The 22,918-nt window shown below is 46.5% G+C and carries 15 protein-coding genes; 2 read left to right on the top strand and 13 right to left on the bottom strand.

The features are described from left to right. Positions 1-5: 5 nt before the first annotated feature. The 7 genes from AC50YG_RS18910 to AC50YG_RS18940 all read right to left on the bottom strand — a co-directional run bounded on the left by AC50YG_RS18910 (position 6) and on the right by AC50YG_RS18940 (position 11,587). Positions 6-659, bottom strand: coding sequence for a GTP cyclohydrolase II (locus tag AC50YG_RS18910; protein WP_473755983.1), 654 nt, complete (start codon positions 657-659; stop codon positions 6-8). A gap of 235 nt (positions 660-894) precedes the next feature. Further along, on the bottom strand, positions 895-1,794 hold the full coding sequence (gene pyrF / locus AC50YG_RS18915; RefSeq protein ID WP_494828613.1) for an orotidine-5'-phosphate decarboxylase: 900 nt from the start codon (positions 1,792-1,794) through the stop codon (positions 895-897). Positions 1,795-1,902: 108 nt separating this feature from the next. Continuing rightward, positions 1,903-3,066 (bottom strand): response regulator, encoded by a 1,164-nt coding sequence (locus AC50YG_RS18920; protein WP_494828615.1) that lies wholly within the window; start codon positions 3,064-3,066, stop codon positions 1,903-1,905. Beyond that, positions 3,063-4,871, bottom strand: coding sequence for a sensor histidine kinase (locus tag AC50YG_RS18925; protein WP_494828617.1), 1,809 nt, complete (start codon positions 4,869-4,871; stop codon positions 3,063-3,065). Before AC50YG_RS18925 ends, AC50YG_RS18920 begins: the two co-directional genes overlap by 4 nt. Before the next feature lie 121 nt (positions 4,872-4,992). Beyond that, positions 4,993-8,250 (bottom strand): hypothetical protein, encoded by a 3,258-nt coding sequence (locus tag AC50YG_RS18930; RefSeq protein WP_494828619.1) that lies wholly within the window; start codon positions 8,248-8,250, stop codon positions 4,993-4,995. A 279-nt stretch (positions 8,251-8,529) separates the two neighbouring features. Further along, the gene (locus AC50YG_RS18935; RefSeq protein WP_494828621.1) at positions 8,530-10,152 is read right to left on the bottom strand and encodes an S-layer homology domain-containing protein; all 1,623 of its coding nucleotides are present in this window, start codon (positions 10,150-10,152) and stop codon (positions 8,530-8,532) included. Positions 10,153-10,213: 61 nt separating this feature from the next. Then, positions 10,214-11,587 carry a hemoblobin-interacting domain-containing protein gene (locus AC50YG_RS18940; RefSeq protein WP_494828623.1) on the bottom strand — a complete coding sequence of 458 codons (1,374 nt, stop codon included), beginning with the start codon at positions 11,585-11,587 and terminating at the stop codon, positions 10,214-10,216. Positions 11,588-11,879: 292 nt separating this feature from the next. Between AC50YG_RS18940 and AC50YG_RS18945 the strand changes: the two genes are divergently transcribed. Then, complete coding sequence (locus AC50YG_RS18945) at positions 11,880-14,999, top strand: stalk domain-containing protein (RefSeq protein WP_494828624.1); 3,120 nt, start codon at positions 11,880-11,882, stop codon at positions 14,997-14,999. A gap of 108 nt (positions 15,000-15,107) precedes the next feature. Here the strand turns inward: AC50YG_RS18945 and AC50YG_RS18950 are convergent, their stop codons facing one another. After that, a complete protein-coding gene (locus AC50YG_RS18950) occupies positions 15,108-16,628 on the bottom strand; it encodes a DHA2 family efflux MFS transporter permease subunit (protein WP_494828808.1) in 1,521 nt (506 codons plus the stop codon). A 228-nt stretch (positions 16,629-16,856) separates the two neighbouring features. On the opposite strand from AC50YG_RS18950, the gene AC50YG_RS18955 reads away from it, so the two are divergent. Next, positions 16,857-17,456, top strand: coding sequence for a TetR/AcrR family transcriptional regulator (locus AC50YG_RS18955; RefSeq protein ID WP_494828626.1), 600 nt, complete (start codon positions 16,857-16,859; stop codon positions 17,454-17,456). A 75-nt stretch (positions 17,457-17,531) separates the two neighbouring features. Here AC50YG_RS18955 and AC50YG_RS18960 read toward each other — a convergent pair whose 3' ends face one another. The 5 genes from AC50YG_RS18960 to AC50YG_RS18980 all read right to left on the bottom strand — a co-directional run bounded on the left by AC50YG_RS18960 (position 17,532) and on the right by AC50YG_RS18980 (position 22,907). After that, complete coding sequence (locus AC50YG_RS18960) at positions 17,532-18,077, bottom strand: VanZ family protein (RefSeq protein ID WP_494828628.1); 546 nt, start codon at positions 18,075-18,077, stop codon at positions 17,532-17,534. Positions 18,078-18,272: 195 nt separating this feature from the next. Then, a complete protein-coding gene (locus AC50YG_RS18965; RefSeq protein WP_473755995.1) occupies positions 18,273-19,364 on the bottom strand; it encodes a sensor histidine kinase in 1,092 nt (363 codons plus the stop codon). Further along, positions 19,357-20,052 (bottom strand): response regulator transcription factor, encoded by a 696-nt coding sequence (locus AC50YG_RS18970; RefSeq protein WP_494828629.1) that lies wholly within the window; start codon positions 20,050-20,052, stop codon positions 19,357-19,359. The genes AC50YG_RS18965 and AC50YG_RS18970 overlap by 8 nt, the downstream gene beginning before the upstream one ends. A gap of 62 nt (positions 20,053-20,114) precedes the next feature. Beyond that, positions 20,115-21,665: an SAM-dependent methyltransferase gene (locus AC50YG_RS18975; RefSeq protein ID WP_494828631.1), complete on the bottom strand. Its 1,551-nt coding sequence runs from the start codon at positions 21,663-21,665 to the stop codon at positions 20,115-20,117. Between the two features lie 312 nt (positions 21,666-21,977). Further along, the gene (locus tag AC50YG_RS18980) at positions 21,978-22,907 is read right to left on the bottom strand and encodes an MBL fold metallo-hydrolase (RefSeq protein WP_494828633.1); all 930 of its coding nucleotides are present in this window, start codon (positions 22,905-22,907) and stop codon (positions 21,978-21,980) included. Positions 22,908-22,918 lie beyond the last annotated feature (11 nt).

Here is a 22,918-nt window from a genome sequence, read left to right on the forward strand (position 1 = left end):
CACCCTTATACATTTATTTTCATTCTATCTCTTAATAAATCTTGCTCAGGCTCTTTCGACTTATTATTCAAGTATTTAAGAACTTTCTGATCGGTTCCGTCATAAACTAGAGCAAATCTATCAACGACTTGAATACCTGCGTTGCGTGTGGCCTCGTATTTCTTTCTATTATTCCCTATAAGCCTAACCTCAGTTATGTTAAAATGATTGAGTATTGCGATAGACGCTCTGTAATTTCTAGCATCCTCCATCCCCGTTCCCAATTCGGAATACGACTCGACCGTATCAAGTCCTTCATCCATCTTATTGTAAGAAAGAAGCTTCGTGGCCAGACCAAAGCCTCGTCCTTCATGAGAGGCATGATAGGTAATAATCCCTTGTCCTTCAGCACTTATTAACTCCATAGCCTTGTCCAGCTGCCATTTACAATCACATCGAGTGCAATTAAACACTTCGCTTGTTATACAAGCCGAGTTAAAACGACATAATACTGGACCTTCCCAATCTACTCCATTGCGTTTTACTACTGCTAGGTGTTCAACGGATTCTGAAGGCGCTTGCAAAAGATCCGTTATACTAAAACGATACAAGTCCATCGTCCCAAAGATGGTATGAATCTTCCCTTTGACTACATGATTGATTACAATATGACTGACCACGATTCTTCACCCCTTCTTCGCTAATTATTCCAACAAATGACTCTTAATATTATAAATCGGAAAATATGTAAACAGATACCTTTACAATTGGTTAATATTTCATATGTTTATTAGTGGTCAATTCAATAGGCTTTCCTATGGTGTATTTTAATGAAAAAAAAGGACTTCATCTCCGCTTCCGAGACAAAGTCCTTGCACTTTAATTCATCATAAAATTTAATAAGCAGCTAAATAATTAATGGCTAAGCCGTACCTCGTTGATTTTATCTTTAGACTCTCTAGCAGCCTTCGCAATAAACTCATAGAGGATCGCGTCTGTTTTCTTCTCTTCCTTTGCACCGTTATAGACGATGCCTCTGGATGAGGAAACCAAGGCGCCTAAACCTTTTGCATCAAAAAAGGGCTTTAAATCATTAGCCGTTCCGCCTTGTGCACCAAAACCTGGAACTAGAAAAATAGAACTCGGCAATGCTTTCCGCACCTTCACAGCATCCATTGGGTAAGTTGCCCCAACAACCGCACCAATAAAGGAGTAATTATTTTCTCCCAGTGTTTGCTGCGCTAATTTGTTTATATCATCAGCCATTTTAATATAGAGCAATTCTCCACTTTCCAGCCTTACATCTTGTACTTCATGCGAAGAGGGATTAGAGGTTTTCACTAGTAAAAATAAACCTTTTCCGTTTCTTCCAGCTTCCTCTATGAAAGGGAGGTAACCATCGCTGCCCAGAAAGGGGTTAACGGTAACCATGTCTCCTGCAAGGGAGCCATTTCCAAGGAATGCCTTTGCATATGCACTCGAAGTGGAGCCTATGTCTCCACGTTTTGCATCATTGATGACGATTAAATTTTTCGATTTGGCGTAGGCAATCGTTTTCTCTAATGCACGAATTCCCTCGCTTCCATAAACCTCATAATAAGCTAGCTGTGGCTTTACAGCTACTACATGCTCGGCCACTGCATCAATCACAATTCGATTATAATGATAAATGGCCTCACCAGCCTTTTGGTCGCTCACTTCACCGCTATCCAACAAATAATCCGGGAAGTATTGCAAATCGGGATCTAACCCTGCTACTAATACAGAGTTTTTATGTATGATTTCTTCAATGAGCACATCAGCGAAATTTTTCATTTTATACTCCTCTTATAAAGCAAGATAAATTTGGTCAGCTTAGTGATTTATTGTATCACACAATGAATACACTGTCTTCCAATCTATACAAATAATTCAGATTTTTCTCTATATATCCTTTCCATCATGCTGCTTCCAGTAAGTATTCAGTTCCCGCAGCAGCCGCTCATAAAGTATAGTAACCTCAAGCGACGGGCTGACACCCATCTCATGATGCAGCATATCCACAAATTTAATATATTGCTGAACTAATGCTTCTTTATTTTTCTGTAGAGAATGGGCACGCATCAGCAGCTTTATTGTCTCTTCATCCAGCTCATTTATAGCAGACTGTTTCGTGAGCAATCGGATGGCTATAGCCGTATCCCCTCTAAGAAGCAAGGCGCTGCACAGCCGCTGGGAGAAGGCAACATACAATTGTGAGAAACGCTCAATCTCACTCCATGCCCAAGGATAGGCGCGATCTCCGAACAAATCCCCGACATAAAGCTGCTCCAGCTCGAGCGCCTGCTCGATATTTCCATCATGAATCGGCCCTATTAGCTTGCAGCCTTCTTCAAAGCTGAACATATCGAAGCGCGCCTCATTCAAATTCAGACCATAGTGAACACCATCGGAGTGCAAGCTCCCCTTAAGTCCATTCGCTTCAAGCAGCTTTCGCAGCTGGTAGGCGGTTGTGTTCAAGTAGCTTTCGGCATTTTTTCGGGGCATACCGCCAAAAATATCCTCAATTAGCCGTGCCCGCGAAACGAGGCGGCCTTTATGCAGCGATAAATAGCCGAACAGCTCAGCACTTTTACTCGTCTTCCATTTAATAATTTCATCCCTGGCGCTGCGGATTTCCATTCTACCGAGACAATTGAACAGCACTTTGGCCGGGGCGGCCTTCTGTTCCTCGGGCAGCACAGCTGAAGCACCTTCGGACATCGCTTTGTGGATGGTCTGTCTCAGCCTCTCCAGTACGACAGGCTTCACCATATAGTCGTAAGCATAGACGCCGAACGCAGGCAGTGCATATTCCTTATGCGAGGTCACAAAAACCAGCTTCGTCCGCCTGCCTTGCTCCCTCAAGCGCTGAGCAAACTCCAGCCCGCTCTCCTTTGGCATGTTAATGTCCATAAAGATCATATCGATGTCCTGATTTTGCAAAAAAGAGAACGCCGCAGCTGTATCCTGAAAGCTGCCCATGATTTCAACTTCGTCTATTTTGCCCAGCATTCTATTCATAATCAAGTGCATGGCTAGTTCGTCATCGATAATGATGACCTTCATCCTGTCCCTCTCCTTTCCGACTGTTTATGGGGATAAGCTGGTGCTAGTGGAGGTAGAGGCAATGAAAAATAAAACGTACTACCCTGCTGAGGCGCCGTGTCGAACCAAATCTCGCCCCCGTTCAAGTGCACGAACTCCCGGCATAAAGTAAGGCCTAATCCAACGCCACGCTCACCCGCGGTTCCTATCGAAGGCACAGGGTAAGCATCCTGCTGCAATAGCGAATCCACCTGCTCCATTGGCACTCCCGCGCCTGTATCGCTAACCGATACGACTATTTTGCCCTCTGCAAGCTCCGCTCTTAAACGAATGCTGCCTCCGTAATCCGTAAACTTAATCGCATTGGACAGCAGATTTCTTATAATGAGATCAAGCATTTCCTTATCGGCGAAAATAAACGTCTCCTGCGGAATTTCCGATATAATACGAATGCTTTTGCTTTCACTGCGAACTTGCAAGAGACGCGCATTCAGCTGTACCGTCTGGTGAAGATCCCGCACCACCGGATTAAACACCATGCCGCCCCGCTGGCTGCGAAACCATTCGAGCAGGCTCTCTACGAGAGCAAACGTCTTCTGAATTTGCTGCCCCATCTCCTGAACGATTTCATCATGCTTGCCCCCGTATTCCTGCAGCTCGTCCTCCATCAGCTCCACTAGATTCAGCGATACGGCGAGCGGATCACGTATATCATGGGCAACTACGCTGAACATTTTATCCTTGAACGTATTGAGCTCCTGAAGCTGTTTTGCATTTTCTTGCAGCCGCTCCTCGTTGCGAACGCTTTCGGTCACATCACTTAATAACAGCATTTTGCCGGCAGGTCTGCGCCGGTTATCGTGTATGAAGGAGAGATGGAGGTTATAAAACCGTTCATCGCCCTCCCTGGCAAGCTGGACTTTAGGATCAACAGCGGGGCCTTGAGCTATTTTTTCAAGTAGAATGGGGTACTGTGCGAATATGTAGGTGGCCGGCTGTCCAATCCAGCTATTGCGGAGGCCGGTTATAACTTTTTTTGCCGATTCATTAAAGCTGGTTAGCGAGTTATCCAGATCGAAGACCATAACGGCATCCTGCATGGAGGCGAAAACCTTTTGCAGCGCCAGCGGAGCCAGCCTCAACATATTAAACTGGTAAATACCCCACATATAGAATAGGCCGGAGACTAGAAATCCAAATGGAGAAATATCATACGGGATGTTAAGAATACCGCTTAAATAAACGAGAGTGAAGCCGTATGGACCCCACGATCCAATAAACATGAGCGCGATTTGTTTTTTCATCCGCGAAGCCGATTTAAAGAACATTTGAATCAAAAGAATCATGCCAATGACAAAAAATGAATAGGCGTATACGACATGAAGCTTATAGAAAGGCCCTTTTTCCAAAACAACTAGCGGGAAGCCTTCCGAAAGATCTAGGGTCATGCTTGTATAAAAGAGGTGATGCCATTCATTGGTATGGTGGGCTAGAAAATTAATGAAGGGTATGAATAGAAGAAGGATGACGAGTTTTTTGGTAACCAGCGCTTGGCGGCCGGTATATTGCAGGACCATAATAAACCACAAAATGGTACCGAAAGGAATACCGATGTATTCAATATGCAACCAAAACCGGATATCCTCCAAAGAATCGCTGACGATTTCAAAAGCATAGCCGAAGGTGTAAAAGGTACCCGTCATCATCCCTAGTCCATAGCTAATGGCAATGGGAAGCTCTCTTCTTTTGAAGCAAAGATAGCAGATAATGAGGGAACAACAGGTGGCTGCCAAGAGCATCGCGGATAAGTACAAGTTGTTTTGCATGGCTGAATGCCCCCGTAGCAGATTATTCATTTATGGTGCACTTCATATCTTATCAGAAGACTCGGAAAAAGAATATAAAAAAAGAGCCAGTCCGCGAACGGACTGGCTTGTGTCTTACCCCTTATAGCTCAATCACAATACATTCGTCAGCTTGCTCGTGAACGTCGGCCACTGCAAAGAGATCATGATCAGGAACCGTTTGTATTGGCTTAGCTGGAAGCTCAAATGCGCGCAAACGGTTATTCGGCGCTTTATCTGAATAAGCTTCTGATTTACCCTTCAGCGTCATCTCGATTTTCTTGACGTTGTCCAGATTGACCCCATCATTCATCGGCATATTAGCCAAATCGACCGTAGGCACCTTAATGGACCACACCGATAGCAGCCCCGGCAAAATTCGGTTTTTATCGTCCCCGACTACGCCTCCAGCTTTAGGTTTGTATTTTTCCACCATACCGCCTGCGCCGCGCCCCTTTTGAAAGGAAACCTCGTATTCGTAGAAACCGAGGGTACTATTATGAATAAAATCATGACGCTTAGCGTACCGATCCAAAAATGCAGTCGAGCCAGAGTGTGTGTATTGGACATGCACATCGCCTTGGGATAGGCGTGCTCCTGGCAGCTCAATTGAGCAATCGCTCACTACCAAATGCGCTTTTCCAGCTATTTTCTCCCGAATGATCTGGTTATTAAGCGAGATGGAGAAGACCGCCGCTTTTCCCTCGCGCAAAGCTTGAAATTGCTCAGGGAAGTTATCCTCGTTAAAAATGAATTTGATATCGGTAAAGGGCTGCGTTGGGCCTTCCGAGGCATTGAGCGCTTTTGTTAATTGGCTAGTAATCTCGGCATGGGCCATACTTAGCTCCGCAACATGACTGCCCGTAATCTTAGGAAAGCGGACATTGCTAAGCATCATATACCTGTAAGCTTGATACTCCTGATAGAGGAAATCAATTAAGGCAAGCTTAGCCTGACTGTACAAGTCATAAATAAACGAATGGAACAGCTGCAGGCTCTCGTCGTCATTGTCCCCTAGCCTGTGGCGCAAGCGCTCGTCTTCGGCATGAATTCTGATTAGCTCCGTTGCAAGCCTCTGATCCTCCAAATAAAGTCCATTGTACGCAAGCACCTTGCTTTGATAATCCTCTACTACATTCAGAAATTCATTAAAATCCTTACGATACTGTCCGGCAGCATTCGGAACCTTGCTGTATACCGGCGCAAGCATTTCCTCAAATTCCTCACGGGACATTGCTATTAAGGTTGAGTTGTATCCAAACACCTTCTTCGCGCCATCTATTTGATTGGACAGATCTACAAGGCCTCCGCCCTGCTTATATAACGTATACCCGGCAGCCGCCGTCTTTTTAACATTGCCAAGCGCTTTTGAAAGCTCCTTCTCTTGCTCCTTTTTCTCTTTCTTGATTGCCCTAGCCCTATCACTCTTATCGCCTTCATTAATGACAGTAGCCTTGCCTTCATTCCCCAAATTGCTAATAGCAGAGGCAATTGCTCCGCCAGACTTTAGAGCGACTACTACAGGAGCAGCACCCGTCGCCAGCGCGACTCCCGTTATGATTAATTCCACTGTGAGCTTTAACGAATCCAATCGCAGTTCTCTACGCAAAGCCTCAACAAAATCGGTCGCGGTCTTCTGGAGAGCTTCGCCTTTGCTTTTTACATCAGCCAGCTTTGTATCTATATCCCGCTTGAGCTTCTCTCGCTCATTAACGAGCTCCTCTCTGCGGTTCTCTATCTCCTTATATTTTTTAATGGAGGTATCCAGCGCTTTTTTTATAATAGCAACCCGACTGTCTTGACTGGACTGGAACCGCAAATAATCCTTGTATAAATCCTCTGCCTGCTGAGCCGCAGTGATGAGATTATTACCCAGCAACAAATAGCGGTCAAGCGGCATAAGGGGAACCCAGTTCCATGGGTGCCCAAAATAATCGAGACCTTGACTAAGCTGGGCTACTAAAATGGAGGTCTTGTTGCGCAATACAAGCCACTGGAGTGAGGTGGACTGCATTTGTTTGCCAAAATGAATGAATGACTTGCTCTCCTCATCATGCTCTGTTTTCAATTCCTCTTGCTCCATAACATATTGAAGCTTATCAAACCATGCGGCATCCGGAAGCGTTTTTAGCAACCAGTCGAGCAGCGTGGCTGCTTCTTCAATTTTATCTTCATTCCCCGCTAAATACGCTATGCCAGCCGTATGCAGGGTAAGTGTTTTTTGTTCCAATGTCCCGAATAAACGCTGATCCATTAAACGTATGGGTTGCAGCTCAGGCTCAAGATGATCCACATGTGGACTACTCTCTAGCAGCTGCGCGGCTTCCACAGCTCCATAGAAATGCTTGTATTGAATAGCCGCAGGCTGTCCATCATTTTTGATGCCGCAAAGTCCTGGTTGTCCATTTAAAGCGGGAACAGCAGGCTGTCCATCCTTTCCTACTTTTCCTTCCTTTCCGCTTGATTCGCGTTCATTACCTAGAATATATTTTGAAAAAGCTGGTAGAGGCAAAGAATTCCAAAAATCCTTATTCTCCTCCATTGCAGGAGGCAAACGCAATTTACGGCCGCCTATACCACCCTTGCCCCCTACGTTTCCCTTTCCCGGAGTTGCTAGCTCGCCAGCCAATCCGCCATTGCTCTCCATTGTAATGAAATGCTCTTTGGATGGAATAACATAGCCTACAAAAATAGTTCCTCCATGGCCTCCATTACCTGATTTGCCTGCATCTCCACCATTACCACCATTGCCACCATTACCTCCTACGATGGCATCCTCAGCAGAAAAACCTGCCTTGGCATCCGCTCCCTCTGAGCCTTCTGCACCTTCGCCCCCGCCTCCGCCATCCTGTCCACGACCGCCGTTGCCACCGTTTGCAATGAGTTTTAGCTGGCCGCCCAAATTGAACTTCTCTGCTGCTAATGAAATAGAGCCAGCAGAGGGGCCCTGCCCGCCGTTTCGTCCATTAGAGCCACTTTTGCCATGTTCACCTAGACCTTGAGATTTCTCAACTAAAATTGCTCCTGGCTTAAAATCATCTACCCGTGTCGTCTTATCGGCCGATGTATCAATAATGACTTCCCCGTCCGATGAAATAATACGAGCATTAATTATAATATTTCTTCCCTTCACCTCTAGCTTGCCCGCTAAGTGAATTGTATCCGCATGAATGAAGTAGTGGACAGACGAATCATATAAATATTGCGAGGTTAAAGTAAAATCATTAGCTGTTAAGTAAACCGTCTCTCCTTTCTGTACGCGCTGGACGTCCGAATACTGCATTTGGTTTGCTGTCCAATTACGTTCGACATGCTCTTGAACAGGTCTGTTTCCACTGATGTTATTCGTTTCAGTTGCCAATCCCTTCGCCTCCTTGAATTTAATTTTTAGTTACAGAAAGCTATGCTAATACAATCAACAAATCATTTTCCCAGCTTTAAAAGCCTATAAGCTTCCAGCTAAACTAATATTAACAAACCGCTCTGAACGGATTTTGAACCCTATTATCCAAATTTCCGTTGATTAATGACCTTTAGGTATTGCCATTCCAATAGAAAAGGCAGCCCCTATATGAGGGACTGCCTTATTTGTTTGTGTGCTTGCTTGCTTGCTTGTTAACATGTTATGGCTTCAATCACGTTATTTGCTTTGCAGCGCCAAAATATTCAGCAAAACCGTTACTGCTTCCGCTCTTGTTGTATAGGCCTCAGGCGCGAATTGGTTATCGCCTTTCCCCTGTACAATGCCAGCTTGCTTCGCATAAGCCACACCGCTTTTTGCCCATGCTGGAATGTCCTGATCATCTGCAAAGCTAGTTGCCGCATTCGCATCCGCAGGAATGCCTGCTGCATTTGCCAGCATCGCTACCATTTCCGCACGCGTAATTTGAGCATTCGGATGGAATCCGCCATCAGCATAGCCTTTCGTAATGCCAGCCTGCACCGCTTGCGCGACTGCTTTTTGCGCCCATGCGCCAATGGTCGCTGTGTCCGTGAAGGTCAGCGGCGCGCCTTCCGCTTCCGGCTTCAGCGTGTTCATCAGCATGACTGCAAATTCTGCACGCGTTACCGTTGCATTCGGCTTAAAGCTGCCGTTCGGATAGCCGCTGACGATGCCTGCGCCTATCGCTTTCTTAATGTTTGCTTCCGCCCAGTGGCCAGCAATATCATTAAATTCCTGAGCTGGATTCACAGGATCGACGATAGGCTGAGCTACAGCCATAACCGCATACTTCGTGAAATGATTCACCGCTACCGTAATCTGGTTGCCGCTAACTGTTCCGCCAACCTCTACCCATGTTTTCTTCACTTCGTCAAAATAGAATACCGAAGCCTTCTGGCCGCTCTTCAGACTGGCTTTGTTGAAAGTAAACGTCAACGTAACCGGATTGCTGAAGTTCTCGGTGAAGTTTTTCAGAATTTCAAAGACCGAGCTAGCCAATACCTCTTGGTTTGTCAGTAGGCCTTGTACATTTTGCAGCTTTTCAATCGTAATTTTCAGTTCCTTCGCTGACGCATTAGCTGGAATCGAGACGACTACTTCGCTATTCAAGCTAACCTCGCCCGTTCTGCCTACTGGAAGCGTCAAATTGCCGTTTGTAGAAATGACCTTGTCCGTGCCAGGTACAGCCGTCGAGCCGCCGCCACCAACAGCGCCACCGCCGCCCGTGTTCGGGGATTCGGCAATCGTGTAGCTTGCGCTCATCACTTCGCTATTTACTTTGCCCGCAGCAACAGCAATCGCTTTAATCGTCAGCGCACTGCTAACGACAATGGGCCCGCTGTACAACGTACTGCTTGTCGTTGGATTGCTGCCATTCGTCGTGTAATAAATAGCCGCGCCTGCTGTTGAGCTGCTCAGCGTCACGCCTGTTCCCGCTGCAACCGCTCCACTTGCCGGGTTTGCCACAGGGCTAGCCGTCGTTTCGCTTTCTGTTACCACCACATTAGTCGATGAAATTTGGTCGGCTTGCCCAACGTTAATCTCATACGTACCGACTACTTCATTCGCCCCAAGGGTAATAGTATCGCTGTACGTGCCGTTGTTAACCTTAGCAACATTGAAGTATAGAATGCTGCGGTCCGGACGGTACACTTTAATAATAACCTCGGACAGGTCTGAGGTTCCTGTAATGTTAATTTGACTGCCAGGATGAATATTTCCTGCTACTGGGCTTACCGTTACAGCGGCCCATAAGGAGCTGGGAAACAGCGATAGGCATAGACCAATGATTAAAGTTAAGCTCCATGTACGTATTCTCACTTCAGACATACCTCTTTTCTATTCAATTAAAATAAAGGCTACTCGCTCTTCCTATCCCTTATTAATCCCAGTTGCGCCATTCTTGGTAACGCTGCTCAAACTCAGTTGCATCCACTTCTGTTACAAGATTATAGCCCAGGTTGCTCGGATCAGCATTGTCTCCTGTAATGAGGAAAACGCGTACCGAGTAGTTCGGGTTTGTTGCCGCATCCGCTAAATTGAAATGTGCGCGATTCGTCTGATAGCTATTCAACCTGTCAGTCGTCACCGAAACGGTGTCCACAGGTACATCGCCATTCATAAGCTGAAAAATGACTGTCGCTTGATCATTATAACTATTGTTAGTGATGTATCTCACGAATTTGACGGATGCGGTTAGTCCGCCGCTCGCTCTGTCAATAAGAGGCTCGCTCATATAGTAGGAATGCTCGGATTGATGAAGAGTAATCTCGTACACCCCATCTATCGTATCATAGGTCTTCACAACGATTTTATTGTCACCTTCTGACAGAATGCTGGCTTGCAGCACAATTTCGCCGTCACTTTGACCAAAAACCCCAGGTGTATAAGTATAGCTTTCGCTTGGTACAGCCACTCCATTTACTTCAATAGAGCCAGGCACCCATTGTGCGTTTGGAGGATTAACCGATAACGTTAAGGCTTTTCCAGTAAAATAGTAATCTTCATTATTATCTAGATATGGCTGGCGAAATGACACAACCGAAACAGGCATGGTTGTTCTTATCTTATCCCCTGTCCGATTGTCTGCAGCATCAAAGCTTATAGTAGCAGTACCTGTGCTAACCCCATTAATATAAAAATACCAACCATTTGGACTTACGGAAGCTATAGCTGTATCAGAGCTTATGAAGTTGCTAAGCGTTACTCCATTGGGTGTTTCGTAAAAATTGGCACCCTGCAAAAATTGATTATAACCAGCTTGTATTCCAGGGAAAACATAGTTCCGATCGACCATAGGAGCCACCGTACCAATATGATTAGCTCCAACCGCTAGTGAAGTGTAGCCTACAACCTCTCCGCTTTGAGCATCCACTTCAACGATAGAAAGGATATCGCCCGCAGCAGCCGGTACAAAAGGATTATAGTTCAGGTTATAACTATAAGAACCCGCAATCGTGCTGAACAATGTTCCTGTTTCAGGCGCCACCTCTGCACTTGCCTTTCCATAGGTCGACCATATTACTGTACTATTTGAATTATAAAGGCCCGTCACTTTTACTTTATCCTGTGTAACGATTCCGCTGTTTGTCTCCAAGGCAACTGCAATGAGATTTGGGCTCACCGAAGCCGGGCTTGGAGCAGCCAAAGCCGCGCTTGGCAGCACAGACAGCGCTACGACCAGCGCCAACATCATAGACAACACGGTGAAGCTAGATTTCCCTTGCTTTTTTACTTTAAACCAACCTTTTAACATGAATCTTTCACTCCCCTGTGTTTTCTCGTTTTCGACATGCTGTTCAATGAGCAACCTTCCTGCTCACGATTCCAGTTCAGTATAATCCACCCCAATGACAGCAAAATGACAAACTCCGACAAAAAAATATTTTCTAAGTGAAACATCTCAAATCTCTCATACTTCCGTTATTCTCAGCTCCAGACTTTTTATGAACAAAATATGAATAAGTAGAAACTTTTACCCTTCTTGCTACGTCTTATTATCGATCCAGAAAATGATGGAAGAACGATCCAGAGGGGATATGAACGTTATGAGAAAAATGGTTTCCGCTCTAGCTGCTTTTGCAACGCTGTTTTTTGTGTTACTTCAGCCTGTAGCGCAGGCAGCAACAACCGATATTAAAATTTATATCGATGGGCAAGTGCTGCAAACCGATCAACCCGCTATTATTATTTCAGGCAGCACCTTTGTGCCCTTGCGCGGGATTTTTGAAGCTTTAGATGCCAAAGTATTATGGAGTCAAAAAACCAAAACGGTAACCGCCACAAAAGGCGATACGACCGTTGTTCTTAAACTGGGTGCCAGAACGGCTACGATTAACAATACAACCGTTACACTGGATGCCCCAGCCCGTTCCATTAAAGGAAGAACCGTCGTCCCTGTCCGCTTCGTCAGCGAGTCGCTTGGCGAAGATGTCAAATGGGACTCAAAAGCAAGAAGTGTACGCATTACTACAGCTGCATCCGTAAGTATTGGCGCAGCTACTTCGGTGAGCGTGTCCACGGTTAGCCAAAATGGGGATGGAAGAGATATGCAAGTTAATTTCACACCTCCATCCGACATGACGAATGTGAACAGCTACCGTATACTCGTCGTTCCGGCAGATAAAGCTGCGTCCTTTAATTTGGCTAAAGCACAAATTGTAGGCGGTACGAATTATACGGCAGTGCCTACATCGTCTGCATACCAAAATAATGTACTAACGGCTCAAACGAGAGATACAGACGGGGCGCTGCTTCGCTCTAATCTCCCTTATAAAGTATTTATTTTGACCGTTGGCAATAACGATCGTTATGCGCTATCCAGCGCTTCCGCATCCATCACCCTGAGCGTCAAATCGACGGTTGATGCTGCATCGAATGTACGGATTAGCGATGTTGGCGACTTCGGCGACGGTCGTGACCTTTCGGTCAGCTTTAACCGGGCCTCCAACGAAAGTAACATTTCCAGCTACCGCGTTATCATTGTGAAAACCGCTAATGCGTCCAAATTCGATTTGGCAGCAGCAAATACGCTTAACAGCTCCTATTACACGACCGTTTCCAAAACAGGCAGCAGTACGATGAGTACAGGCTTCAGCTCCTCGGCAAGGGACAGTTCGGGGGAATTTATTAAAAATGGCGTTGCCTATACGGCTTATGTTCTTTCTATGAGCAGCAGCGTCGGCACAACTACTAATACCTTGTCCTCGGCTTCTTCGTCTGTGACGCTTGGTTCCTCCTCCGGATACACGCCGGCCATTACGAGCGTAACCGATGTGAGCAACTTTGGGGACGGACGCGATTTGCGCGTTAACTTTAATCGGGCATCGGATGAGTCCCGGATTAGCTATTACCGGATCTTCGTAGTAAGAGAGGCCGATTATGGCAGCTTTAATTTATCAGAGGCGAATAACGTATCGTCGGGAAGATATACGGATATTTCTAGAACTGGCAGCAGCAGCTACAGCCAAATCCTCTCTTCCAGCGCAAGAGACGTGAAGGGAAATTCCATTATTAATGGCGTTGCCTACCGCGTATTCGTTATGGGTGTTACTAATAACAGCTCCACCTATTCCAGCACCTTGTCCACTGCCTCCTCCAGTATTGCTCTTTATAGTACAGGGGTTAGCAGTGTAACCAATGTTGGCGTAAACGACGTGAGCGACTATAACAATGGTCAGGATTTACGCGTTTCGTTCACTAGAGCTGGCGATGAGAGCAGCTTAAACCATTACCGTATCTTCGTCGTTAGGACGGCAAATGCAAGCAGCTTTAATCTAGCAGCAGCGAACAGTATAACGAATTCCAGCTATTATACGACCGTTTCCAAAACAGGCAGCAATATTAATCAAGTATTGCCTGCGACAGCGCGCGACGTTAATGGAGCGCTTATCCAAAATGGCGTCAGCTATCAGGTATTCGTTTTGTCGGTTGGAAATGGCAGCTCAACCAGCAATAATGCTCTTTCCAGCAGCTCGATAGCCATTACGCTGTCAGCTAGCGCTGTAACAGCAGCAGCGAATGTTGCTATCAGTGACGTAAACGATCTTAACAATGGACAGGATTTGCTCGTTGCTTTCACTAAAGCAGCTGATGAAACCAACCTGAACCACTACCGTGTGTTCGTAGTTAAGGCTGCTAATGCAGCCAGCTTCAATCTGGCGGCGGCTAACGCCGTGAGCAACGCCAATAATTACACGACAGTAGCTAAGACAGGCGGCAATATTAGCCAAGTGCTCGCTGCAACTGCCCGGGATGTTAACGGCGATCTCATTCAAAATAATGTCAGCTATCAAGTATTTGTATTGTCTGTTGGCGGCGGCAGCTCTGCTGGCACCAATGCGCTGTCCCTCGGTTCAGCAGCTATTACCCTGACGACCACTAAGAGCGTATCTGCGGCAGCTAATGTCGTTGCAGTTGAATACAATAGCGGTCAAGATATCAAGGTTGATTTCGCAAAACCTGTGGATGAAAGCAATATTGATCACTACCGTATTTTCATCGTCAAAAGTGCGAATGCTGGCGGTTTTGATCTGACAACAGCGAACCGGATTACTCAGCCTGATTATTTTACAGCAGTCAATAAAAGCGATACACCAAGCAAAGTGCTTACTCGCAACACACGCGATACAGGCGGGGAGTTCATCCAAGCTGGCGTCAGCTATCAAGTGTTTGTATTGTCCATTGGCGGCGGCAGCTCAGCAGGCACCAATGCGCTGTCTTCCGCTTCTGCGCCTACTACACTGCCTGTACCGCTACCTCCGGCAGCAGCAGCAACAGCGGTTAATGCAACCCTGCTCGCAAGCGGTCAGGATATTCAAGTATCCTTCACGAAACCGGCTGATGGGCGAAATATCTCACAATATCGCGTATTTATCGTTAAAGACGCTGATGCTGGCAGCTTCAACCTCGCTGCGGCGAGTGCATCGGGCAACTATACGTTGTCGCCAGCTGAAGCTATCTTAACGCTATCCAAAAGCACACTCGATGTGAGCGGACAGCCACTAGCGTTTGACACCAACTATCGTGTATATGTGCTTTCCGCAGCCAATAGTGGTGCGAATGCCTTGTCCGATCCTTCGGCAGCCGTTCTAATGCCAACGCCAGTTGCGCCACCAACGGTACCTTCCGCACCAACGCCATCTCCTGATCAGCCTGCAGGAGTTTAGATTTAATGGAAGCAAGATGTACGCAGAAAGGCCGGAAACCCCTCAGTGGGTTCCCGGCCTTTTTTTTGCATGACATGCCTTTCACCCATAAGAAGAGTTTCTCTTCTATTAGGTGTTTTTTAGTTTTTTAGCGTGCCCGATTGCAGCTGGCACTTTATTTATTACCGGCATCTTAACGCCTTCCACTTCACTTTGCTTGACCCGTTTAATAAAGAACGAAAGCACAAGTCCAATGAGGCCGATTCCAACGATAACAAGATAGGCGTCATTAATGCCTTGAATGTTAGCGTGTATCATCATTTCCTTGGAAGCCGTCTGTGTGCCGCTACTCACCATCGTATCCGTCAGATGGGTTTTAGTGCTCGACGTCATGACGGTTACGAGCAAGGAGGTACCAATCGCGCCAGCCACCTGCTTAATCGTATTAGAGATAGCCGTTCCGTGCGCATTCAGTCTGGCAGGAAGCTGGTTCAAGCCCGCTGTAGTAATAGGCATCAGGAACAGTGCCATCCCGATCCTTCGTCCCGTAGACATCAGCAGCAAGTAGTTATAGCTGGTTGAGTCCGTCAAATTTACAAATCCAATCGTAGTTCCGATTGTAATGATCATGCCCACAATCGACAGCCACTTTGCACCAAAGCGGTCAAACAGCTTCCCGGATACGGGCATCATCAGTGCCATAAGCAGAGCGCCAGGCAGCATAAGCATGCCCGATTCCAGTGCTGTATATCCACGCGCATTTTGCAAATATAGGGGAAGCAGCATCATATCAGCATACATCACCATAGTGACAGCGATATTGATAATAGTCGTTAAGGAGAACATATTATATTTGAATGCCCTGAGATCAAGCAGCGGACTGCTAGAGCGCAGCTGCTGCCACGTAAACACGGCCAAGGAAACAATCCCCACTGTTAGCGAAATCACAACTTCCGTGTTGGACCACCCTAGGCTGCCCGCCTTGCTGAACCCATAAATCACCATTCCAAAGCCGATGGTTGAGAAAATCATTCCCCATACGTCGAGCTTAGGGAACAAGCGCTCAGCCACATTTTTCAAATAAAAATGAGCAAGAATAATGACTAAAGCAGCAACAGGAATAATCGCCTGGAACATCGTGCGCCAGCTGTATTCCTCCATTACATAACCCGTGATAGCAGGGCCAACAGCTGGTGCAAAAACAATAGCTAAACCAACGACACCCATCGCAACCCCGCGTTTGTCTGGAGGGAAGATGGTTAGGATTACATTCATCAATAATGGCATGATAATACCGGCCCCAGCCGCTTGAATCAGCCGTCCAACGAGCAATATTTCAAATGAATTCGCTATCGCTGCCAGTATGGTTCCTCCGAGAAAAATAACCATGGCCGATTGAAAAAGCTCGCGTGTCGTAAAACGCTGCATGAGATAGGCCGTAATCGGAATGAGCACGCCATTAACCAGCATATACCCAGTAGTCAGCCATTGGGCTACGGCAGCCTCAATTGAAAACTCGACCATTAAATGGGGAAGCGCGACACTCATAATGGTCTGATTTAATACGGCGACAAATGCCCCTACGATTAAAACGAACAATAGGGGTCCTTTCTTAATTGAGCTGCTGTCAAAAACAGGGTTTGTACTAATCTTACTCAATCCTTTCGACTTCAACTAATTGACAGTCTGTAGTATAATTTACTTAATGTAAAAGATTATAGGCGTCTCGTTTTATGATTACAAGCGACACCTTTTTCATTACTGTTTATTAGTTTACAAATATCTATAATCTGTCGTTTTACTTCGTAATAATCTACAAATTCACTTAAAACCGTCGTATAGACAATTGATTTGAAAATGGAAAGGATCGGTGTTTGCATGCAGGCAAAATCACCAAAAATAGATCCGCGCGTTATACGCACACGCCAATTGATTCGAGAAGCTTTTCTTGAGCTGATTCAGGAGTACGATTTAGAGAAAATCACAGTGAATCGACTTGCGGAGCGGGCGACCATTAATCGGGTTACCTTCTATCTTCATTACAAGGATATCCCGGATATGCTGAATCAGATGGCGGACAACATGAACACACATATTCGTAATCTGCTAGAAAATGATTATGAACCGTCCGGTTCGGCTGATCATGAATGGCCCGAGCTGGTCAAGCTTATTCAGCATTTTTCCGATCATTCAACCTCCTACAAAATACTACTCGGCTCCAGGCGTCTGCCCCTATTTACGGAGCGTCTTTCTGTGCTTATGATGGACTATATTAAAAGTAAAATGAGTAGTCACCATACGTCATCCAAAGCCATTACGCCGGAAATTCCGAATGATATTGCAGCCTGGTATGGCGCCTCTGCTTTTCTTGGCACAATCGTTATATGGCTGCGCAACGATACGCCCTATACGCCTGCCTTTCTTGCCAAGCAGCTTCTGCTGTTGGCTCCATTCAGATCGAATGTAGACAGCTCGTAGAACACGAGCCCTTACTTAAGCAAAATTTGACGCATAAAAGCCGGGAACCCCTTATGGTCCCCGGCTTTTCCCAGCTCATGTATGAGAAGTCCTCTTTAATCCTCTAGCCGTTGCGGGCTGGAGTACTCTCACGCCAACCGTAACGATTTTCCAAGCTATGTACCCGATCATTCCGCCAACGGTGTTTAACAGCAAATCATCCACATCAAAGATGCCAATACCTAGAAAAAACTGGTTGCCTTCAAAAAATAAGCTTAACAGCAGGGAAAACACGAATATTTTTATGCCTAATCCCCCTCGGGATCTGCTTAACTCCGCGATAAAAACACCCAACGGAATAAAGATCAGCGTATTGCCAATTAAATTGGTAAACAGCATCGAGCCAGAGATCGATAATCCATCAATCCCCCTTGAAATTTCATCGAATAGCTTTAGATTCGCTTGGCGCTCGTAAATGAGATACGGGTGGTACAAAAACGTTTTGAAATGATACCACCAAGCATCGAGACCAATAGCGTTCCATTTGAGCAAAATGATTTTAAATAATAAAAACAAATACACAACAAACGCCGATCCTATAAAAAGCTCCCACTTATTCGTTTTATTTGCCCTCTGTTCCAAATGGCATCCTCCTTTATCGTCACAATCTCGCCATTCTATTTATAAAGCTCTCTGTCCGTCGCTGCATAGCCCAGCAGAACCAAGCATATAAAAATGCCCCACTTCGTCATTAACGCGTCCTCCCCTTTCCTTATACTTCTAGGATAGAGAAAACTAGTTAAAAAAAAGTGGGACAAATTTAAAGTTTTTCTTAAATTATGAGCGTACAGGCAATCGCACCTCAAATACCGTCCGCACCACATTGCTCTCGGCCGTGAGGGTTCCCTCATGCTGCTCTACAATATTTCTGGCTATGAATAGGCCGAGGCCCGTTCCGCCCTCTTGATGCGCCCGAGATCGGTCGCCGGTATAATACATTTCGAAAATATGAGGCAAATCCTCAGGAGGAATCTCTCCTCCATAATTAGCGACTTGAATGACCACATGCCCCGTATCAAGGCGCCCATTAATGTCTACGTATAGGCCTTCTTTGCCGTGCCTGGCGGCATTGGTCAACAAGTTCTCAAATACACGGGCCAGCAGCTCCCCGTCGCCATTAATATACAGCTCGGGAGCCACATCCATTCGGGCTGCTAAATGATTTTTCTCAAAAACGGGGTACAGCTCCTCGTTCAGCTGCCTGAGCAGCTCGCTGAGGTCGATAGGCTCTTTCTCAACGGGCAGCTTGCCATAGTTCATGCGCGTAATGTCGAATAGTCCATCAATCAGCTTTTCCAGACGCTGCGATTTGTTGAAGGCAATCATGGTGTAATGCTTGATCTGCTCATCGGTTAGCTGATTATCCTTCACCATCAAATCCAAATACCCCAATATTGAGGTAAGCGGCGTTCGAAGATCATGCGCCAAATTCACAACCAGCTGATCCTTGCTATTTTCGGCAAAATCCCCTTTTTCAACCGCCGCTTGCAGCTTTTCGCTGGCCAAATTCAAATCCTCCGCAATGCTGCTGAACTCATCGTTTGAGGATATCTGGACCCGATTATCAAATTCCCCATTAGCCAGATGGCGGATTCCCTTGGAAATTTCATTGAAATAAGTCCCATATCGCTTTGTAAACCAGAAGAAAAAGACAATAGCCAGAGGGATAAAAATAATGAGGAACACATATATATCCCCCACTTCCCTCATCATCCTCCGGTACAGAGCCAATCGATCCCCTTCGCGGACATCGACATAATAAAGCTGCAGCAGCTTATAAATACCATACGTAATCGCACCGGATAAAAGCATGCTTAAGCCCAGCAGCATAATCATCGTGGTCCGAAAGCTTCTTCTGCTTTTAATCATTGAACGTGTACCCCACGCCCCAGATCGTCTTGATGAATTTCCGCTTGGTCGTATCTTCTCCCAGTTTTTTGCGCAGGGTACGGATATGGACCATAACCGTATTGCCGCTCTCATAGTAGGCCTCGCCCCACACCTGTTTAAAAATGTTTTCCGCGCTAAACACCTGCTTCGGATGGCTCGCTAGCAAATAAAGAATGTCGAACTCCTTCGGCGTTAATTCGACGTCCTCGCCGTACAAGGTGATTTTATGCTGGTCGGGTGAAATCACGAGTCCGCCTAGCTCCAGCACCGCTTTATTCATGACGGCTGGCTGATTGAATTGCAGCGACCTGCGAAGCTGCGAATTGACACGCGCCACCAGCTCCATTGGGTTAAAGGGCTTGGTCATGTAATCGTCCGCTCCCATAACAAGCCCTGTGATCTTGTCCAGATCGGAGGTTTTGGCGCTCAAGAAAATAATCGGCAGATGGTATTGCTCCCGAATTTTACGAGTGACCTCGTACCCATCCATTTCCGGCATCATAATATCCAAAATAGCCAAATCAATCGTCTGCGTTTGCACAGCTTGCATAGCTGCCTTCCCATCGGATGCTTTTATAATGTAATAACCTTCTTTTTGCAGGTGTAAGGCCACCAGATCCGCTATTTCCACCTCATCATCTGCGACCAAAATCGTAATACGCCTCAAATCCCAGCCACCCCCAACTGTCGTTCCTAAAAATAATGATCAACAAGTTCAGCCTATGCTTGTTATTCAAATCTCCCCAGCAGCGCCAATGCCTCTTCATGATCCGGCTCAAGCTCCAAAAATTGCTGAATATAGCTCAATGCCTGCTCGTCCAGCTCCAGCTCAAAGCAGCTAATAGCGAGGCAATAAAACACGGTCGAAACAACCTCATCCTGTTCCTGCTGCACCGATATTTCTAGAAACTGCTTGGACTCTTCATACATTTCCATCTCAAACAGCAGCAAGCCTGCATCAAGTGCCAAGTCATAACGCTGCTCCATGACGTAATAAGACGACCACATCAGCTGGATGCCTCTTAGCAGGTCCTGCATTTCTTCATCATTCGCATCCGGCAGCAGGCTGGCTATTTGCTTCGTGCTCTGAATGAAAAACTCCGCATCATATCCACCCAAACGCCAAAAGCTGAGCAATGGTTGCAGTTCTATGCTGGCGAGATTGCGGTCGACCCACATTTTCATGCTAAAAAACTCATCCGGGCCAAAACGCTCAACAAATCGGCGGTAGGCTAATCTGGTATTCGCGTATGCCATCGGTTGATCCATATGGAGAATACAGCCGACATTTATATTTTTATAATGATGGGGGGGAAATAACGCCTGAGCCCCTCTTTGTTCAAAAACATGCTGAATCGCATGGTAGTTGGCGGTCAATGAAAAGCTGCCATGCAGGAACAGCTCCGGCGGCTCGGCAAATTTCCAGTTATCGAGCAGGTGGTCGCCTTTGTCAGCGGTTATCAATAGAAACCCTGCCTGAGACAATTGATTCAAACGCTCCAAGCAGGTTAGACCAGCAGCAGGAAATAAAATATGCGAATCCTCCAGCTGTTCCTGATATACGGCAATGACATCGCGGTAAGGATAGTCATCTTGCTCATACTCGGGCGCCCGCCTGTGCTCATAATGCAAAGCGATTTGATCTAATAGCTCGGCTGGTTTAAGGGCATCCCGATTGTCAGGATATTCGACAAAAACATCCGCCTCGTATATTTGGCCGTCGCCTACATAAATCAGCTCTTGTGGAATACTGTCAAAAAAATAGTTGGCGACTATAATTAATGGCTGCTCTAATTCCTGTTCTCTAATGGCTGTGCCTGAAACGACGAGGTTTATCGACGTATCATGAACCGCATCAAATCGTGCAAAATCCAGCACGCCCTCGGCGATAAAAGCTTGCAGGGCAGGATGCTCCTGCCAGGCCAGAACATTTTTCATGGCCAAATCGGTCATAATATAGCGGAAAGGGGGAAGGGATATCCCCGCATAGTCTCTCAACTGGCACAGCTCATGCAGCACATGGTAGGCGAGACGACCTGCTCCTGCTCCAAGCTCCACAATAAATACAGGCTCTGATCGGTTTCCCTGATTGGCCCGGTCTTGAAGCAGCCCAAATATCATTTCGGCATAGGCCGAAGCAATCATGGGATTACTCGTTATATACTGAGGGACTTGATCATTATTCCAAGCCTTCATGCCTTCTTCTTCGAAATATTCCCTTTGGAGATGCCATATAGGAGCTTCACTAAAGCGATAGCGTTGTGTATGGTTAACGGTCATTTATATGAATCCTGCCTTCTGAAAGTTAATGCGTTACGTTGTAATTCACCCTACTTGCCTGCACATGACTTATTTTCATAATATCCCTTTTTATGATAGCACATCCCTTACAAGTACGCCGTTTCAAACTGCTCAGGGCACAGCCACACAGATATTTTTAGTTTAAAGGGTTACAACAATCAATAGTCAGATTATCATACAAAAAAAGGACGCCCAAACCGGCGCCCCACTCTAAACGGATAGATTTATTATTCAGATTCAATAAGTCCGACAACAAGATAGATGGGCGCCCTGTAGGGAGTCCTTTGTCCGCTACTTTAATTCGAAGACCATCAAGTCGCGACCTACTGTAATCGGGCCGGCGTAAATGCCAGCCATCCCCTCGATATACGCTTGCTCGGCCTCTGGATTCGCCTCTGGCGCGGGAATGTGATGCGTGAGCACGAGATGCTTGACTCCCGCCCGTTGCGCGATTGCAGCCGCTTCCAGCGTCGTCGTATGATACTTCGCGGGGTTTGACAGCGCCTTCTCGTGCTTCGGATATTGCGCGGTCAAGGAATCAAGCCACGACTTGTTGTACGCTTCGTGAACGAGCAGATCTGCCCCGGTCGCTTGTTTCTCCGTATTGGCCACCGGAATCGTATCGCCTGATATAACGACCGTCTTGCCGTTATACTCGAACTTGTAAGCGATAGCCGGATAGACAGGGCGATGGTCCACTTCGAAGGCAGTAATTCGGATGCCGTCCTTGTCGTACACAACACCCTCGTTGCATTCCGTATACTCGATTAGCGAGCCCGCTTCATCCGACAGATTATAGCTGATTCGGAGCTTGACGTCGAACTCGAAGGACTCCCGCATTTTACCGATGATCTCCTTCGTCGTCTCTGGTCCGTACACTTGCATGGGCACTGAACGACCTTCGAAGACACGTTCTGCGGTAATATGCGTGCGCCAACTCGTGATGAACACGTCGAAGAATCCTCCGTTATGATCGTAATGGTGATGGGTAAACAGGACATCGGATATCCTTTGAGGCATGATGCCCGCTTTGATTAGTTGGTCCACCGTAGAGCCCCCGCAATCAACGAGGAACGTCTTGTCTCCCGCGAGCACCGCGGCTCCGGGCTTCGCTCGCCCATAAAAGGCACGGGGAGAACCCGTCCCGAGCAGAACGACGGTCAGATCTGGGTGGTAGTCTGGCCTCAAATTCATTTGTGGCTGGATATACATCGCTGTCATCGCTGTCAGCC

The sequence above is a fragment of the Paenibacillus sp. J31R34 genome (genome assembly GCF_059383715.1).

What these genes read in the sequence shown, in the direction of transcription:
- pyrF (WP_494828613.1), bottom strand. Translation starts at nt 1,794, where the DNA reads ATGAAAAATTTCGCTGATGTGCTCATTGAAGAAATCATACATAAAAAC.
- AC50YG_RS18920 (WP_494828615.1), bottom strand. Translation starts at nt 3,066, where the DNA reads ATGAAGGTCATCATTATCGATGACGAACTAGCCATGCACTTGATTATG.
- AC50YG_RS18925 (WP_494828617.1), bottom strand. Translation starts at nt 4,871, where the DNA reads ATGCAAAACAACTTGTACTTATCCGCGATGCTCTTGGCAGCCACCTGT.
- AC50YG_RS18940 (WP_494828623.1), bottom strand. Translation starts at nt 11,587, where the DNA reads ATGTTAAAAGGTTGGTTTAAAGTAAAAAAGCAAGGGAAATCTAGCTTC.
- AC50YG_RS18945 (WP_494828624.1), top strand. Translation starts at nt 11,880, where the DNA reads ATGAGAAAAATGGTTTCCGCTCTAGCTGCTTTTGCAACGCTGTTTTTT.
- AC50YG_RS18955 (WP_494828626.1), top strand. Translation starts at nt 16,857, where the DNA reads ATGCAGGCAAAATCACCAAAAATAGATCCGCGCGTTATACGCACACGC.
- AC50YG_RS18965 (WP_473755995.1), bottom strand. Translation starts at nt 19,364, where the DNA reads ATGATTAAAAGCAGAAGAAGCTTTCGGACCACGATGATTATGCTGCTG.
- AC50YG_RS18975 (WP_494828631.1), bottom strand. Translation starts at nt 21,665, where the DNA reads ATGACCGTTAACCATACACAACGCTATCGCTTTAGTGAAGCTCCTATA.
- AC50YG_RS18980 (WP_494828633.1), bottom strand. Translation starts at nt 22,907, where the DNA reads ATGACAGCGATGTATATCCAGCCACAAATGAATTTGAGGCCAGACTAC.